We start from the raw sequence: 16,119 nt of genomic DNA, 5'->3' as shown, positions 1-16,119 counted from the left end.
AGGGATGAAAATGTCTGAAAAAAAAGAAGCTAGAGTAGTAATAAATGATTTATTAGCTGAACAATATGCAAATGCATTTAAGGCTAAAGAAGAAGGAAGACCTGTAGGTTGGTCAACATCAGTATTTCCTCAAGAATTAGCAGAAGTATTTGACTTAAATGTATTATATCCAGAAAATCAAGCAGCTGGGGTAGCGGCTAAAAAAGGTTCTTTAGAATTATGTGAAATGGCTGAATCTAAAGGATATTCTATCGACCTATGTGCATATGCAAGAACAAATTTTGGTCTTTTAGAAAATGGTGGCTGTGAAGCTTTAGATATGCCAGCTCCAGATTTCCTACTTTGCTGTAACAATATATGTAACCAAGTTATAAAATGGTATGAAAATATTTCAAGAGAATTAGATATACCTCTAATAATGATTGATACAACTTTCAATAATGAAGATGAAGTTACTCAATCAAGAATTGATTATATTAAAGCTCAATTTGAAGAAGCTATAAAGCAATTAGAAATTATATCAGGAAAGAAATTTGACCCTAAGAAGTTTGAAGAAGTAATGAAAATATCAGCTGAAAACGGAAGACTATGGAAATACTCTATGAGTTTACCAGCAGATTCTTCTCCTTCACCAATGAATGGATTTGACTTATTTACTTACATGGCTGTAATAGTTTGTGCTAGAGGTAAAAAAGAAACTACAGAAGCATTTAAGTTACTTATAGAAGAATTAGAGGACAACATGAAAACTGGGAAATCTTCTTTCAGAGGAGAAGAAAAATACAGAATAATGATGGAAGGTATACCTTGTTGGCCATATATAGGATACAAAATGAAAACATTAGCTAAATTTGGAGTTAACATGACAGGTAGTGTTTACCCACATGCTTGGGCATTACAATATGAAGTTAATGATTTAGATGGAATGGCAGTAGCATACAGTACTATGTTTAACAATGTAAACTTAGACCGTATGACAAAATATAGAGTTGATTCTTTAATAGATGGTAAATGTGATGGAGCATTCTATCATATGAACAGAAGCTGTAAACTTATGAGTTTAATACAATATGAAATGCAAAGAAGAGCAGCTGAAGAAACTGGATTACCATATGCTGGATTTGATGGTGACCAAGCAGATCCTAGAGCTTTTACTAATGCTCAATTTGAAACAAGAATTCAAGGTTTAGTTGAAGTAATGGAAGAAAGAAAAAAACTTAATAGAGGTGAGATATAATGGAAGCTATTTTATCTAAAATGAAAGAAGTAGTTGAAAATCCAAATGCGGCTGTAAAAAAATATAAAGATGAAACTGGTAAAAAAGCTATAGGTTGTTTCCCAGTTTACTGCCCAGAAGAGATTATACATGCAGCTGGAATGCTTCCAGTTGGTATATGGGGAGGACAAACAGAATTAGATTTAGCTAAACAATATTTCCCTGCATTTGCATGTTCAATAATGCAATCATGTTTAGAATATGGATTAAAAGGTGCTTATGATGAATTATCTGGAGTTATTATACCAGGTATGTGTGATACATTAATTTGTCTAGGACAAAACTGGAAATCAGCAGTACCTCATATAAAATATATATCATTAGTACATCCACAAAATAGAAAACTTGAAGCTGGTGTAAAATACCTAATCAGTGAGTACAAAGGTGTAAAAAGAGAGCTTGAAGAAATATGTGGTTATGAAATAGAAGAAGCAAAAATTCATGAAAGTATAGAAGTTTACAATGAACATAGAAAAACTATGAGAGACTTTGTTGAAGTAGCTTATAAACATTCTAATACTATAAAACCATCAGTAAGAAGCTTGGTAATCAAAAGTGGATTCTTTATGAGAAAAGAAGAACACACTGAATTAGTAAAAGAATTAATAGCAAAATTAAATGCTATGCCAGAAGAAGTCTGTTCTGGAAAGAAAGTTTTATTAACAGGTATAGTAGCTGATTCTAAAGATATATTAGATATTTTAGAAGACAACAATATATCAGTTGTAGCAGATGATTTAGCTCAAGAAACAAGACAATTCAGAACAGATGTACCAGCAGGTGATGATGCGTTAGAGAGATTAGCAAGACAATGGTCAAACATAGAAGGATGTTCATTAGCTTATGACCCTAAGAAAAAACGTGGGTCACTTATAGTAGATGAAGTTAAAAAGAAAGATATAGATGGTGTTATCTTCTGTATGATGAAGTTCTGTGACCCAGAAGAATACGATTATCCTTTAGTTAAAAAAGATATAGAAGATAGTGGAATACCTACTTTATATGTTGAAATTGACCAACAAACTCAGAATAATGAACAAGCCAGAACTCGTATTCAAACTTTTGCTGAGATGATGAGTTTAGCGTAAGTTCATTAAAATAAATTTACTATAAAATGTGAAAATTGGAGGAAGCTATGTTATATAACAAAGAACAAGAACTTTTAAGAAAAGCAGTAAGAGATTTTGTTAGTAAAGAATTAGATACTTTACCAGCAGAAATGGATAAAACAGGTGTAATGCCTAAGGAATTAATCAAAAAGTTAGCTGAAACAAAATTTATAAGCAGTAATATTCCAGAAGAGTATGGTGGTGGGGGAGCAGGATATGTTTCTTATGCTATCATAATGGAAGAAATAGCTAGAAGATGTGCATCAACAGCTACTTTTGTTACAGCTGGTTCTTCTCTTGCTACATTACCAATACTTTACAATGGTACTGAAGAGCAAAAACAAAAATACTTAAAAGGTTTAGCAACAGGTGAATTAATAGGAGCATTTGGTTTAACTGAGCCAGGAGCTGGTTCTGATGCAGGTGGGCAACAAACAACAGCAGAATTAGTTGGAGACCACTACATCTTAAATGGTAGAAAAACTTTCATAACTAATGGACCATTCTGCGACATAGCTATAGTAATAGCAGTTACAGATAGAAGTAAAGGTCTTAGAGGTACATCAGCATTTATAGTAGAAAGTAAATGGGACGGTTTCTCAACAGGAGCTCATGAAGATAAAATGGGTATAAGAGGAACTGAAACTTCTGACTTAATATTTGAAAATGTTAAAGTTCCAAAAGAAAACCTTATAGGAAAAGAAGGTAATGGATTTAAAATAGCAATGGGTACTTTAGAAGTAGGTAGAATAGGTGTTGCTGCTCTAGCTCTAGGAATTGCTCAAGGTGCTTTAGATGAAGCTGTTAAATATACAAAACAAAGAGTTCAATTTGGTAAGCCTATAGCTAAATTCCAAAATACTCAATTTACTATAGCTGATATGGAAACAAAAGTTTGTGCAGCTAGAGGATTAGTTTACGATGCAGCACAAAAGAGAGATGCAGGAATGAGAGTTGCTCAAGAATCTGCAATGGCTAAATACTATGCAGCAGAAGTTGCAAATGAAGTTGCTTACAAAGCATTACAACTTCATGGTGGATATGGATTCATAAAAGATTATGAAATCGAAAGAATGTACAGAGACGCTAGAATCGTATCAATATACGAAGGAACATCAGAAGTTCAAAAAATGGTAATTTCATCAAACGTATTAAAATAATAAATAATCTAATGAAATTGGAGGTATAGACTTTGAAAATATTAGTTTGCGTAAAACAAGTTCCAGATACTAACGAAGTAAGAATAAATAAAGAAACAGGTACTCTTATAAGAGATGGAGTTCCAAGTATATTAAACCCAGATGATGCTAATGCATTAGAGGAAGCTTTAAAAATTAAAGATGAGCATGATGATGTAACTATAACAGTTATAACAATGGGACCTCCTCAAGCAGACTTTATGCTAAGAGAGTGTTTAGCTATGGGTGCTGATGATGCAATATTATTAAGTGATAGAGCATTTGGAGGAGCTGATACTTGGGCTACATCAAATACTATTGCAGCAGGTATAGCTAAAGTTGGAGATTATGACATAATATTTGCAGGAAGACAAGCAATAGATGGAGATACTGCACAAGTTGGACCACAAATTGCAGAGAAATTAGACATTCCTCAAGTTACATATGTACAAGACTTCAAAATAGAAGGAAAAGATATAATAGTTCAAAGACAATTAGAAGATGGATATGAATTAATAAAAGTAAGTACACCTGTACTTTTAACAGCAGTAAAAGAGTTAAATGCACCTAGATACATGTCTGTTGATAAAATAGTAAAAGCATATAAACATGATGTAAAAGTTTGGACAATTGATGATTTAGATGTAAATAAAGAAGAGGTTGGTTTAAAAGCATCACCAACTAAAGTATTTAGATCATTTACTCCTGAGCCAAGAGGAAAAGGAGAAATCTTAGAAGGTAAAGCTGATGAAATAGCTAACAAAATAATAATCGGTCTAAAACAAAAGCACATTATATAAGTTGGAGGAGTACAAACTATGAATGATATAAAAGATTTAAGTTCTTATAAAAACGTATGGATATTTGCAGAACAAAGAGAAGGAAAAATAGCTCCAGTAGTTATCGAATTATTAGGAGAAGGAAGAAAATTAGCTACAGAAGTAGATGCTGAGCTTTGTGCAGTATTATTAGGAAAAGATGTTGATGGATTAGCTAAAGAGTTAATCACTTTTGGAGCAGATAAAGTTTATGTTGCAGATGATGCTCTTTTAGAAAAATATACAACTGATGCATATACAAAAGTAATAAAAGATGCAATAGATGAAATAAAACCAGAAATAATGCTTTTCGGAGCAACTCATATAGGTAGAGATTTAGCACCTAGAATAGCTTCAAGAGTTGGAACTGGATTAACAGCTGACTGTACTAAGTTAGAAATAGACCCAGAAGATAAGAAAATAAAACAAACTCGTCCAGCATTTGGTGGAAACATAATGGCTACAATCATATGTCCAAACCATAGACCTCAAATGTCTACAGTTAGACCTGGTGTTATGGATAAAGCTGAGCAAGACGAAACAAGAACTGGTGAAGTTATAGCATTAGACTATAAAATAACTCAAGATGATATAAGAACTACTGTTTTAGAAACAGTTAAAACTAAAAAAGATTTAGTATCTCTTACAGATGCAAATGTTATAGTATCAGGTGGTTTAGGATTAGGTGGACCAGAAGGATTTGAAATGCTTAAGAAATTAGCTGACAAATTAGGTGGAGTAGTTGGTTCTTCTCGTGCAGCTGTAGATGCTGGATGGATAGACCATTCTCACCAAGTAGGTCAAACAGGAACTACTGTTAAGCCAAACCTATACATAGCTTGTGGTATATCAGGAGCAATACAACATTTAGCAGGTATGCAATCATCAGATTTCATAATTGCTATAAACAAAAACCCAGCAGCTCCAATTTTAGAAATCGCTGATTATGGAGTAGTTGGAGATTTACATGAAATAGTACCAATGCTTATAGATAAATTAGATAGCGTTGATGATTTATTAGAAGCTATAAAAGCTTAATTGATACAAATTATATAAATATTACTGATTGAATAAGTCTTATTAGTTAGTAACATGATTATTAACCCTTTGATAAGTTGTTGCTAGTTTGTATTTGTCAGTTATTAAAAAGTCTGTTTGAATAAAATTTTACAATACAAGATAATCTAGATAATCCTTATATGTGTATTGCTTACAAAATGTGAGTCATACCCTATAAGGATTATCTTTATTTTTTTGAATAAATCTTAAATTTAATTAAATTGTACTAAATAGACAAATAATTACTAAATGTGTGATAAAATACAATTAAAAGCAAAATGAAATTTTTAACAAACTATAATCATTAAAATTATATCTTAGTTACATTTTAATGAAGGAAGCTATTTAAAAAGACAAATATTACGAGGAGTTGGTTGTATGTGCTAATGGTATTTATTGTAAGCAAACAATAAATTTTGTATGTAGTTCAATAAATTACTTAATGAAAGGTGCGAATATTAATGGATAATAATTTAATAGGGCTTATAGAACATGTAGAAAATCCAGCTATTTTATGTAAGGAATCAGGCGAAATAATATATTGTAATCATCTAATAGATAGTATTTTTAGTTTTCTAGATATAAAAAAGCCTAAAAATATAAATGAATTAGATTCTAACTTTGACAAAAAAGAAATTCTGACAGATAGTAAAAAGAAAATAGCTTTCAGAGAATTAAGAATGAATGCACATATATACAATATGAAAGATAATAATAATGAAAATACTATAGTTTATTTATTTGAGAAATCTGTAATATCGGATAAAGTAGTTGAGGATATAATAGAACATATAGATGAAGTTGTCGTTGTATTTAACAAAGATGGGGTAATTGAAAAGATGAATAATGTTAGTGATGAGATATTACCTTTTAAAAGAACTGAAGTACTTGGTAGAAATATAACGGATCTTGTAAGACAAGGATTAGTAGAAGAACCAATAATATTAAATATGCTTAAAGTGAAGAAAAAGATTTATAGAAATATCGTTTACCCTGATGGAAAACTTATTGCCTATACAGCAGTTCCAAGATGGGACTCTAAAGGAAAACTTACAGGAGGAGTACTTACAGGAAGAGATATTTCAAGGGTCATTAAGCTTGAATCTCAGATAAGATATAGTGATATGTCAGAGGATACAGAGTATATAAGTCAAAGTAAGATTATGGATAACATAAAAAAAGTTGTCAAGAGAGCTGCAGCTTCGGATTCTTCTATATTTATAAATGGAGAATCGGGTGTAGGAAAAGAAATAATAGCAAGAACTATCTATAAGTACAGTTCAAGAAGGGAAAAACCTTTTATCGCAATAAACTGTGGAGCTATACCAAATGAACTATTAGAATCAGAGTTTTTTGGATATGAAGAAGGTTCTTTTACTGGAGCTAAGAAAAAAGGTAAAAAGGGACTTTTTGAAGAGGCAAATGGTGGAACTATCTTTTTGGATGAGATAGGTGAATTACCAATGCAGATGCAAAAAAAATTACTTAGAGTTATACAAGAAAATACGATTACTAGAATAGGTGGTAGCAAACCTATAAAGATAGATGTTAGATATATAAGTGCTACTAATATTTCTCATGAAGACCTTAGAAATAATCTTAAATTTAGACAAGATTTATACTATAGATTGAGTGTTATTCCAGTAAAAATACCACCACTTAGAGAGAGAAAAGAAGATATAGTACCATTAGTAAATTATTTCTTAAAGCTTTACAATGAAAAGTATAATAGAGAAGTAGAAGTTTCACCTAAGGTTATTGAATTATTGGAAGAATATTCTTGGCCAGGTAACATAAGAGAATTGAAAAATATCATTGAAAGATTCGTAGTTTTATCAGCTAAAAATGTAATTGGAGAAGATGAATTTAATATGCTTATAAATCTAGATATGATTGATAATGAAACAGATGATTTATCACCAATAGTGGTAAATGGAATTATGAATCTTAATGATGCATATAAAATAGTAGACCAAATAATGATAAGTAAGGCTATAAATAAGTATGGTTCAATAACAAAGGCTGCTGAAGTTATAGGTATATATCCTTCTACTATTCATAGAAAGATAAAAAGTGGACACATTCATGTATAGTCAATTAGCTTAGAAAAGTAATTAGAATTGATGGAGTCTTACTTTTTAAGAGCTAATGATAGACGATTACATAGAAAACATAAACTGTTTGGCATAACTTAAAAAAAGAATAGATTAAGTTATGTTGATTTTGGACAACCTTTTTGGGAAGTGTATGTACAACTTAAAAGAGATGGCTTAGAAATAAAATTAATTATTCCAAGTCATCTCTTTTCTTTTATAAATATTTAAAAGTTATATTAGTTTATAGAGTTAGCAGAACCTAAAACATCATCTATTTTGCTTTCAACTACAGCTTGTATAGCATCTCTACCAGCACCAATGTATTTTCTTGGGTCAAATTCTTTTGGATTTTCAGCTAAGAATTTTCTGATAGCAGCAGTCATAGCTAGTCTTAAGTCAGTATCCATGTTTATTTTACAAACAGCCATAGAAGATGCTTTTCTTAACATTTCTACAGGTACACCTTTAGCTCCAGCTATATTTCCACCAAATTCATTACATGTAGCAACTGCATTTTGGTCAACAGCAGATGCACCATGAAGAACTATTGGGAAACCTGGTAATTTGCTTTGGATTTCTTCTAGTATGTCGAATCTTAATTTAGCTTCTCCTTTGAATTTGAAAGCTCCATGAGAAGTTCCTATAGCTATTGCTAATGAATCAACTCCTGTTCTTTCAACAAACTCAACAGCTTCAGCTGGTTGAGTATATTTGTGAACATCAGAAGTAACATCATCTTCTGTTCCAGCTAAAACACCAAGTTCTGCTTCAACAACAACACCTTTAGAGTGTGCATATTCAACAGCTTCTTTAGTTATTCTAACATTTTCTTCAAAGTCAAAATGAGAACCATCTATCATAACTGAAGAGAAACCAGCATCAATACAAGTTTTAATAGCATCCATATTTGGGCCATGGTCTAAGTGAAGAGCTACGTCTACACCTATTTCATCAGAAGCAACTTTAACCATTTCAACTAATGTATGAGGTCCAGCATATTTAACAGCTGACATAGAAGCTTGTATCATAACATAAGAATTTTTAGCTTTAGCAGCTTTTAAAACACCTTGTAATTGTTCTAAGTCACTTATGTTAAATGCACCTATAGCAAATCCACCTTCATAAGCTTTTTTAAACATTTCTTTTGTAGTAATTAATGCCATTTTAAAACTCCTCCTATTAACTTTTAAAATTTACCCATCACTTATATTATAACGTTAAATCAAAAAAAGTATATAGTAAATTGTAATAACTATAAATTACAAGTATAATGTTAAATATAAGATAATAGGATTAGATAAAATAATAAAAAATATGAACGTTTTAAGAAGAATTAAGATAAAGGAGACCTAACAATGCCACAGATAAAAATTAGAGGAATTAATGAAAATGATATATGCAAAATAAGTGAAAAGATGATAGATGATTTAGTTGAAGCTGTAAAATGCCCAAGAGATTATTTTGAAATAGAATGTATAAAGTCAGTTGCAATAAGAGATGGTAAAATAGCAGATGTATATCCTTTTGTTGAAGTAGCTTGGTTTGATAGAGGGCAAGAAGTACAAGATATAGTAGCAAGAATAATAACTGATAGTATAAGAAATAATTTAGATGTAGAAAGTATGGATTTAGCATTTACAGTATTTGAAAAAGAAAAATATTATGAGAATGGAGAACATTTTTAATGGCTAAAAAGCAACGTATAGATAAAATTCTTTCAAATTTAGGTTATGGAAGTAGAAGTGAAATAAAGAAGTATTGTAAGCAGGGGTCTGTAGTAGTAAATGGGAGTGAAGTTTCAAATCCAGGAACTCAAGTAGACACTGAAAATGATGAGATATTGTTTAATGGAGAAGAAGTTATATATAGAGAATATATATATTTAATGATGAATAAACCAGATGGATATATATCAGCAACTACTGATAAATATGACCCAACGGTTTTAGATTTAATTGATTTATCATACTTAGCTTTTGAACCATTTCCTGTTGGAAGGTTAGATAAAGACACAGAGGGATTATTAGTTTTAACTAATGATGGGAAGCTTTCTCATAGAGTTTTATCTCCTAAGAAGCATGTGCCTAAGACTTATTATGCAAAAATTGATGGAGTAGTTACTGAAGAAGATGTAGAAGCTTTTTTAGAAGGTGTAGTGCTTGATGATGGATATAAAACTATGCCATCTCAGTTAAATATATTAAAGAGTGATGATGAATCAGAGATAGAACTTATAATACATGAAGGTAAGTTTCACCAAGTAAAAAGAATGTTTGAAAGTGTAGGCAAAAAAGTAGTATACTTAAAAAGATTGTCCATGGGTAATTTGAAATTGGATGAGAGCCTAGAATTAGGTGAGTATAGAGAGTTAACAGATGAAGAAGTAAAGATGATTGAAGAAAGATAATATAATAAATTGGAGGAAGGTTTGTGAAGAAAAAGGATATTGTAGAATTTGAAATAGATAAAATGGAATTTGGTGGTACATCATTAGGTCAAATTGGAGACAGAGTTATTCACATGAAGGGTGGAATAAGTGGTCAAAAGGTAAGAGCTGGTGTTAAAAAAGTTAGAAGTAAGAAAGCCGAAGTTAAGATGATAGAATTATTGGAGTACTCACCACTTGAAACTGAAGAAGCTTGCAAGCATTTTAGAGAGTGTGGAGGATGTACATTACTATCAGTACCATATGAAAAGCAATTGGAAATAAAAGAAAAACAAGTTATGGATTTATTCTTAAAGCAAGACTTATTTGGATTTCAATTTTTAGGGATAGAAGGAAGTCCAGAAAACAAATATTATAGAAATAAGATGGAGTATACTTTTGGAGATGAAGTAAAAAATGGACCTTTGACATTAGGGCTTCATAAAAAAGGAAAGCATATAGATATACAAACTGTTGAGGAGTGTATGTTAGTTGATGAGGACTTCTCAAAGATATTAGTTTCTAGTGTAGAGTTTTTTAATGAAAAAAAGCTTCCTTATTATAGAACAATGAATCATAAAGGATATCTGAGACATCTTGTAGTTAGAAAAGGGATTCATACTAATGAGATTATGGTTAATATAGTAACTTCTTCTCAAGAAGATTTTGACATGAACGAATTTAAAGAGATGCTTTTAGGAATTGATTTCAAAGCTGAGTTAGTAGGGATACTTCATACTATTAATGATGGTTTAGCAGATGCAGTCCAATGTGATGAGTTAAGAGTATTGTATGGAAGAGATTATATACAAGAAGAAATTTTAGGTCTTAAGTTTAAGATTTCTCCATTCTCATTTTTCCAAACTAATACTAAAGGAGCCGAAGTTCTTTATAGTATTGCTAGGGATTTTATTGGAGATTACAATGATAAGGTTGTGTTTGACTTGTATAGTGGGACTGGGTCTATTGGACAGGTTATGGCTGGTGCAGCTAAGAAGGTGTATGGTATTGAGATAGTCGAGGAAGCTGTTGTTGCTGCTAATGAGAATGCGAAGTTGAATGGGCTTACTAATTGTGAGTTTATTGCTGGAGATGTGGCTAAGGTTGTTAAGGATTTGAAGGACAAGCCTGATTTGATTATTGTTGACCCTCCAAGGCCAGGTATTCATAAGGATGCTATTAGGGATATTTGTGGATTTGGCGCTAAGGAGATTGTTTATATTTCTTGTAATCCTAAGTCTTTGGTTGTGGATTTGGTTGATTTTAAGGGGTATGGTTATGAGATTAAGATGGTTAAGTGTATGGATATGTTCCCGAATACACCTCACGTTGAGACGGTGGCAAAGCTGGTTAAAAAGTAAGAAATAAAGTTCTTGAAAATGCCCATTTTACGGGGTTCTCAAGGGCTTTTTTATTTCATGGAGATTTAATTTTAAAGATTATGGACTGTGTTTTTGTTGATTTGGAGTTTTAATAGGGGTGAGAAGTAGAAAAAAGGTGTGGAGTTTTGCTAATAGAGTTTAACAATTTGGCAAAAGCATGAGCAAAAACTAAAGAATAATACCTTTTGCTAAAATATAATAAATCAGAATTATATAATGTGATTTAAAATAAAATTTTGAGAACTCGAAAAAAATATTGTACTTAAAAATATAGAGTGATAAAATATAAATAATAAGTTTAGTAAGAAGAGAGGTGCTAATGAGTGTCAATAAATTATAAAAGGTTATGGAAGATGTTAATTGATAAGGACATGTCTAAAGCAGATTTAAGAGAGAAAACAGGCATTGCACCTAGTACATTTTCTAAAATGTCGCGTAATGAGTATGTTTCAATGGAAGTTCTTGTTCGTATTTGCGATGCTTTAAGATGTCAACTAAGCGATATCGTGGAAGTTGAATTTCCGGAGGTGTCTAAAGAGCAATGAGCAAAAGAGGTAAAAGTCTAAAGATATTTCTTATGGATGGAGTAGCTACTGGTAGATGGATGTGTGAATTATCTAATTGGACTGGTAAGGCTTATAAAATCCCTAGAACGAGTTATAAAAAATGTATGGGTCGCGATGAACTGAGAAATCCTTCAGTATATTTTTTATTTGACTATGATGATGAGAATGGTAAGCCGCTTGTGTACATAGGAGAGACAGAGGATGCAATCCAACGATTAGGAGACCATATTAGAAGCGAAAATAAAAATTACTGGGTCGAAGCAATTGTTTTTATTAGTAAAGATGATCATTTAAATAAAGCACATATCAAATACTTAGAAAGTCGTTTTTATCAAATAGGTAAAGAGGCAGAGCGATATGAAATAATGAATTCTAATCCACCTAAGAAATCATCTGTTTCTGAAGCAGAAGAGAGTGAAATGGAGGAGTTTATTGATAATGTTAAACTGGTAGTTTCAGCTTTAGGGCATAAAGTATTTGAAACATTAGTTCCGGTCGTAGAAGTTGAGAAAAAGGAAACTGGAGAAGTATCAAGTGAGAATCTATATATTAAAAATAATAAAGGCTTATCAGCAACAGGTATAGTTGCTCCAGATGGGTTTATTGTACTAAAGGGTTCTGGTATTAATGACGCTTTATCAGAGAAGTCACTTTCAGATAATATTGTTAAGTTAAGAAAACAATACTTATCAGACGGAACGATAGAAAATGGTTAATTTACTAAAAATACATTATTCTCAAGTCCATCAGCTGCAGCTACTTTTATATGTGGGCAAAGTAGGAGTGGTCCTCAAATGTGGAAAAATAAAGATGGAAAGACATTAAAAGAAATAAGTGAAGAATAAAACTAAGGAGGAGTTGTAATGACAGATTCAAAATTAGCCCCTGTAATGTTTGATGATACATCAATAAATGTAAGTAAGGAAGTAGATTTGGTATTCTCAATAGCCAATACTCTTCGTGGAACATATAAGTCTGATAAATACAAAGATGTAATTATTCCTATGATTATTATTCGTAGACTAGAGTGTGCTCTTGAGCCAACTAAAATGAAGGTAGTAGAAATGTACGAAAGAAATCCTGGCACACCTGAACGTGTACTAATAAAAGCTTCAGGATTTCAATTTTATAATACTAGCAGATATACATTAAAGGAGCTATTAAATGATTCAACAAATATAGCAGCAAATTTCGTTAGTTATATAGAAGGATTTTCATCAAATGTTCAAGAGATTATAAGAAGTCTTGACTTTGAGAAAGAAATTGAGAAGATGGATAAAAACCACCGTCTATTAGGTGTTATAAAGAAGTTTTCAGAATTAGATCTTAATCCACACACAATAGATGGAATAAAGATGGGATATATGTTTGAAGAGATAATTCGTAAATTCTCTGAAAATGCAGAAGCTGGTGACCACTATACGCCGAGAGAGGTTATTAGATTATTAGTAAATATAATATTAGCAGAAGGCTGCGATGATCTTTATGAGGAGGGTAAAGTAACTACAGTTTTAGACATGGCATGCGGTACGGGTGGAATGTTATCTACAACTTTTGATTTTATTAGAAGACATAATCCAAATGCAGATGTAAGGTTGTTTGGACAAGAAATAAACCCGGAATCATATGCTATTTGCCTAGCAGATATATTGATAAAAGGACAAAATGCGGAGAACATTAAATTTCAAGATACTATGAAAAAGGATTCATTTGAAGAACAATCAATGAGAATTGTCATTGCAAATCCTCCATTTGGAACACCATGGGGAGGAAAGGATGCTGCTGAAGGGGTAGAAAAAGCAGTAAGAGCGGAAAATGCCAAAAAAGGAGGACGATTCGCAGCAGGTTTACCTGGTACTGGTGATATGCAATTATTATTTATGCAACATGCAATCCATAAAATGGATGAGAATTATGGAAGAGCAGCAATCATAACAAATGGATCACCACTATTTTCAGGGAATACAACTAGTGGGGAAAGTCAAATTAGAAGATATATGTTAGAGAATGACTTAGTCGAAGCGATAATAGCTTTGCCTAGCCAATTATTTTACAACACTGATATTGGTATCTATGCATTTATTTTATCTAAGAATAAGAGAAAAGAGAGAAAGGGAAAAGTACAGTTAATTAATGCTGTAGATATGTTTAAACCTCTTCGTAAATCTTTAGGGAAAAAGAGAAAAGAAATTTCACGTGATGATATTAAAACTATTACTGAGATTTATGCAGAATTTAAACCAAATAAATATTGTAAGATTTTTGATAATGAAGAGTTTATGTATAAAGAGTATGCTGTTTATCAACCTTTGCAAAGAACCGGAAAAATAACTGAAGAAACGATAGATTTATTGAAAAATAGTGCATTCTTTACAGCTAATGCTCATCTTTTTAATGGGAATGATTATGAAGAACTTTTAGAAATGAATCCACGAAGTGCTGCTGAAGAAAAGAAGTTTAAAAAGTTTGAACAAGGAAAAACATTTATAGAAAATATACTAGATATACTATCAAATAATATATCTGAAAAGGAATATAAAGATTACTCAACTTTTGTAAAATTATTAAAAGAGTTATTAGGAAAAGTTGAAGGTATGACTCCAAGTCGATTAGGAGCTATTGCAATGGAGTTATCATATATGGATAAGACTGCAATAGTTCAAAAAGATAAGAATAAAGAAGTAATATTTGATACCACAACTAAAGACATCGAATTAGTTAAATTAACACAGGCTGTAGAAGAGTATTTTAAGGCAGAAGTATATCCTTTTATACCAGATGCTCATTATGTATATGAATTTGATGAAAGTAAAAAGGCTAGTGCAACTAATAAAGAAAAATTAGGAGCAGAGTTTCCAATTACTAGAATGTTTTATAAACATCATGAACCAGAAAAAGCAGATACTTTACTAAATCAGTTTATGGAATATGAAAAACAATTACAAGAATTGATTAAAAATATATAGAAAGTGAGGCTTGAATTATGGAAGAAAAAACAAAAAAAAGGCCTAGCGGACTAGAGTGGATAAAAGATATTCCATTTGATTGGGAATGCACTAAAGTAAAGTTCTTTTACAAATATCAAGCTGGTGGTACCCCAGATACCACAAACATGGAATTTTATGATGGTGATAATAAATGGGTAACTATAGGGGATATGAATAAAAAGTTTATTAATGATACTACTACTAAACTTACTGATAAGGGAATTAGAGAAGCAAATATTAAAATTTCTGAAAAAGGTAGTTTATTGTTTAGTTTCAAGCTTTCAATTGGTAAGGTTGCAATTTGTGATGAAGATTTATATACTAATGAAGCTATTATTACAATAAACTATAAAAATTGTTCTAATGATATAGGATATTTATACTATGCTATGCCTATTTTTGTTACAGAAAATGCAAATACTAATATTTATGGTGCAAAGCTACTTAATAAAGAATTAATCCAAAATGCTAAAATATTTATACCACCAATACAAGAGCAAAAAAAGATAGCAGAATTTTTAAATGTAAAGTGTAATGAAATAGATAGGGTAATATCAGTATTGGAATCTCAAGTGAAAACACTTAATAAGTTAAAAAAATCTATTATTATTGAAACAATTTCAATAGGTTTAAATAAGAATGTGGAATTTAAATCATCAGATACAGATTATTCTAAAAAATGTCCTAAACATTGGATACGAACAAGAGTAAAATTTCTTTGTGATATGAGAAGTGGTAGTGCTATTACAGCAGAAGAAATTGAAGATAGTGGAAAATATCTAGTTTATGGTGGAAATGGAATTAGAGGGTATTATTCTCAGTACACAAATTGTGGAGAGAATGTACTTATAGGTAGGCAAGGTGCATTATGTGGAAATGTTCATTATGCTAAAGGAAAGTATTGGGCATCTGATCATGCTATTGTTACTTATAATTACTCAAATGTAGACAATAAGTTTTTATATTATCTATTTAATGCTATGAATTTAAACCAATATTCACAGAGTGCGGCACAACCTGGATTAGCAGTTTCTACTATTCAGAGACTAAATGTATGTGTTCCTGAAACAATTATGGAACAACGAGATATTGTGGAGTATTTAGATAAAAAAATAAGTGCTATAGATGTATTAATAGAGAATAAGTTAAATTCAATTAAAACAATAGTTGAATATGAAAAATCATTAATATTTGAATATGTAACTGGTAAAAAAAGAGTATAG

The 16,119-nt window shown here is 31.1% G+C and carries 14 protein-coding genes and 1 pseudogene; 14 read left to right on the top strand and 1 reads right to left on the bottom strand.

Translation table 11 applies throughout. The annotated features are described in order from the left end of the window. The first annotated feature begins 10 nt into the window (after nt 1–10). The 6 genes from hadB to Q3304_RS13505 all read left to right on the top strand — a co-directional run bounded on the left by hadB (nt 11) and on the right by Q3304_RS13505 (nt 7,533). On the top strand, nt 11–1,237 hold the full coding sequence (gene hadB, locus Q3304_RS13530; RefSeq protein WP_074179972.1) for a (R)-2-hydroxyisocaproyl-CoA dehydratase subunit HadB: 1,227 nt from the start codon (nt 11–13) through the stop codon (nt 1,235–1,237). Continuing rightward, nucleotides 1,237–2,364: a (R)-2-hydroxyisocaproyl-CoA dehydratase subunit beta gene (gene hadC, locus Q3304_RS13525; RefSeq protein WP_054268937.1), complete on the top strand. Its 1,128-nt coding sequence runs from the start codon at nt 1,237–1,239 to the stop codon at nt 2,362–2,364. Before hadB ends, hadC begins: the two co-directional genes overlap by 1 nt. Before the next feature lie 47 nt (nt 2,365–2,411). Then, on the top strand, nt 2,412–3,545 hold the full coding sequence (gene acdB / locus Q3304_RS13520; RefSeq protein WP_021382942.1) for a putative isocaproyl-CoA dehydrogenase AcdB: 1,134 nt from the start codon (nt 2,412–2,414) through the stop codon (nt 3,543–3,545). Nucleotides 3,546–3,577: 32 nt separating this feature from the next. Further along, nucleotides 3,578–4,363, top strand: a complete 786-nt coding sequence (gene etfB, locus Q3304_RS13515) for an electron transfer flavoprotein subunit beta (protein ID WP_054268938.1) — start codon at nt 3,578–3,580, stop codon at nt 4,361–4,363. A gap of 18 nt (nt 4,364–4,381) precedes the next feature. Further along, a complete protein-coding gene (locus Q3304_RS13510) occupies nt 4,382–5,419 on the top strand; it encodes an electron transfer flavoprotein subunit alpha/FixB family protein (protein WP_021382901.1) in 1,038 nt (345 codons plus the stop codon). A gap of 482 nt (nt 5,420–5,901) precedes the next feature. Next, nucleotides 5,902–7,533 carry a sigma-54-dependent Fis family transcriptional regulator gene (locus Q3304_RS13505; RefSeq protein ID WP_054268939.1) on the top strand — a complete coding sequence of 544 codons (1,632 nt, stop codon included), beginning with the start codon at nt 5,902–5,904 and terminating at the stop codon, nt 7,531–7,533. A 239-nt stretch (nt 7,534–7,772) separates the two neighbouring features. Here the strand turns inward: Q3304_RS13505 and fba are convergent, their stop codons facing one another. Next, the gene (gene fba, locus Q3304_RS13500; RefSeq protein WP_054268940.1) at nt 7,773–8,699 is read right to left on the bottom strand and encodes a class II fructose-1,6-bisphosphate aldolase; all 927 of its coding nucleotides are present in this window, start codon (nt 8,697–8,699) and stop codon (nt 7,773–7,775) included. Nucleotides 8,700–8,891: 192 nt separating this feature from the next. Between fba and Q3304_RS13495 the strand changes: the two genes are divergently transcribed. The 8 genes and pseudogenes from Q3304_RS13495 (at nt 8,892) to Q3304_RS13460 (ending at nt 16,119) form a co-directional block, all read left to right on the top strand. Continuing rightward, entirely contained in the window at nt 8,892–9,221 is a 330-nt protein-coding gene (locus Q3304_RS13495; RefSeq protein WP_003427754.1) for a DUF1904 domain-containing protein, read from the top strand. After that, nucleotides 9,221–9,943 carry a pseudouridine synthase gene (locus Q3304_RS13490; protein ID WP_407813717.1) on the top strand — a complete coding sequence of 241 codons (723 nt, stop codon included), beginning with the start codon at nt 9,221–9,223 and terminating at the stop codon, nt 9,941–9,943. The genes Q3304_RS13495 and Q3304_RS13490 overlap by 1 nt, the downstream gene beginning before the upstream one ends. 23 nt (nt 9,944–9,966) lie before the next feature. Further along, a complete protein-coding gene (gene rlmD, locus Q3304_RS13485) occupies nt 9,967–11,322 on the top strand; it encodes a 23S rRNA (uracil(1939)-C(5))-methyltransferase RlmD (RefSeq protein ID WP_407813718.1) in 1,356 nt (451 codons plus the stop codon). A gap of 344 nt (nt 11,323–11,666) precedes the next feature. Beyond that, on the top strand, nt 11,667–11,888 hold the full coding sequence (locus tag Q3304_RS13480; RefSeq protein WP_407813719.1) for a helix-turn-helix domain-containing protein: 222 nt from the start codon (nt 11,667–11,669) through the stop codon (nt 11,886–11,888). After that, complete coding sequence (locus tag Q3304_RS13475; protein ID WP_407813720.1) at nt 11,885–12,625, top strand: GIY-YIG nuclease family protein; 741 nt, start codon at nt 11,885–11,887, stop codon at nt 12,623–12,625. Before Q3304_RS13480 ends, Q3304_RS13475 begins: the two co-directional genes overlap by 4 nt. Nucleotides 12,626–12,637: 12 nt before the next feature. Then, nucleotides 12,638–12,754: pseudogene (locus Q3304_RS13470) on the top strand (DUF4357 domain-containing protein); the annotation flags it as partial. 18 nt (nt 12,755–12,772) lie between these two features. Next, on the top strand, nt 12,773–14,875 hold the full coding sequence (locus Q3304_RS13465) for an N-6 DNA methylase (protein ID WP_407813721.1): 2,103 nt from the start codon (nt 12,773–12,775) through the stop codon (nt 14,873–14,875). 17 nt (nt 14,876–14,892) lie between these two features. Next, nucleotides 14,893–16,119 carry a restriction endonuclease subunit S gene (locus tag Q3304_RS13460; RefSeq protein ID WP_407813722.1) on the top strand — a complete coding sequence of 409 codons (1,227 nt, stop codon included), beginning with the start codon at nt 14,893–14,895 and terminating at the stop codon, nt 16,117–16,119.

Source organism: Clostridioides sp. GD02377 (assembly GCF_045899875.1).
Classification (GTDB): domain Bacteria; phylum Bacillota; class Clostridia; order Peptostreptococcales; family Peptostreptococcaceae; genus Clostridioides; species Clostridioides difficile_A.
Note: the sequence above shows the minus strand (reverse complement) of the source record. Positions and strands in the feature narration are given on the sequence as shown.

Coding starts and splice junctions, on each gene's coding strand:
- hadB (WP_074179972.1), top strand. CDS start 11: ATGTCTGAAAAAAAAGAAGCTAGAGTAGTAATAAATGATTTATTAGCT.
- hadC (WP_054268937.1), top strand. CDS start 1,237: ATGGAAGCTATTTTATCTAAAATGAAAGAAGTAGTTGAAAATCCAAAT.
- acdB (WP_021382942.1), top strand. CDS start 2,412: ATGTTATATAACAAAGAACAAGAACTTTTAAGAAAAGCAGTAAGAGAT.
- Q3304_RS13510 (WP_021382901.1), top strand. CDS start 4,382: ATGAATGATATAAAAGATTTAAGTTCTTATAAAAACGTATGGATATTT.
- Q3304_RS13505 (WP_054268939.1), top strand. CDS start 5,902: ATGGATAATAATTTAATAGGGCTTATAGAACATGTAGAAAATCCAGCT.
- fba (WP_054268940.1), bottom strand. CDS start 8,699: ATGGCATTAATTACTACAAAAGAAATGTTTAAAAAAGCTTATGAAGGT.
- Q3304_RS13495 (WP_003427754.1), top strand. CDS start 8,892: ATGCCACAGATAAAAATTAGAGGAATTAATGAAAATGATATATGCAAA.
- Q3304_RS13490 (WP_407813717.1), top strand. CDS start 9,221: ATGGCTAAAAAGCAACGTATAGATAAAATTCTTTCAAATTTAGGTTAT.
- Q3304_RS13475 (WP_407813720.1), top strand. CDS start 11,885: ATGAGCAAAAGAGGTAAAAGTCTAAAGATATTTCTTATGGATGGAGTA.
- Q3304_RS13465 (WP_407813721.1), top strand. CDS start 12,773: ATGACAGATTCAAAATTAGCCCCTGTAATGTTTGATGATACATCAATA.
- Q3304_RS13460 (WP_407813722.1), top strand. CDS start 14,893: ATGGAAGAAAAAACAAAAAAAAGGCCTAGCGGACTAGAGTGGATAAAA.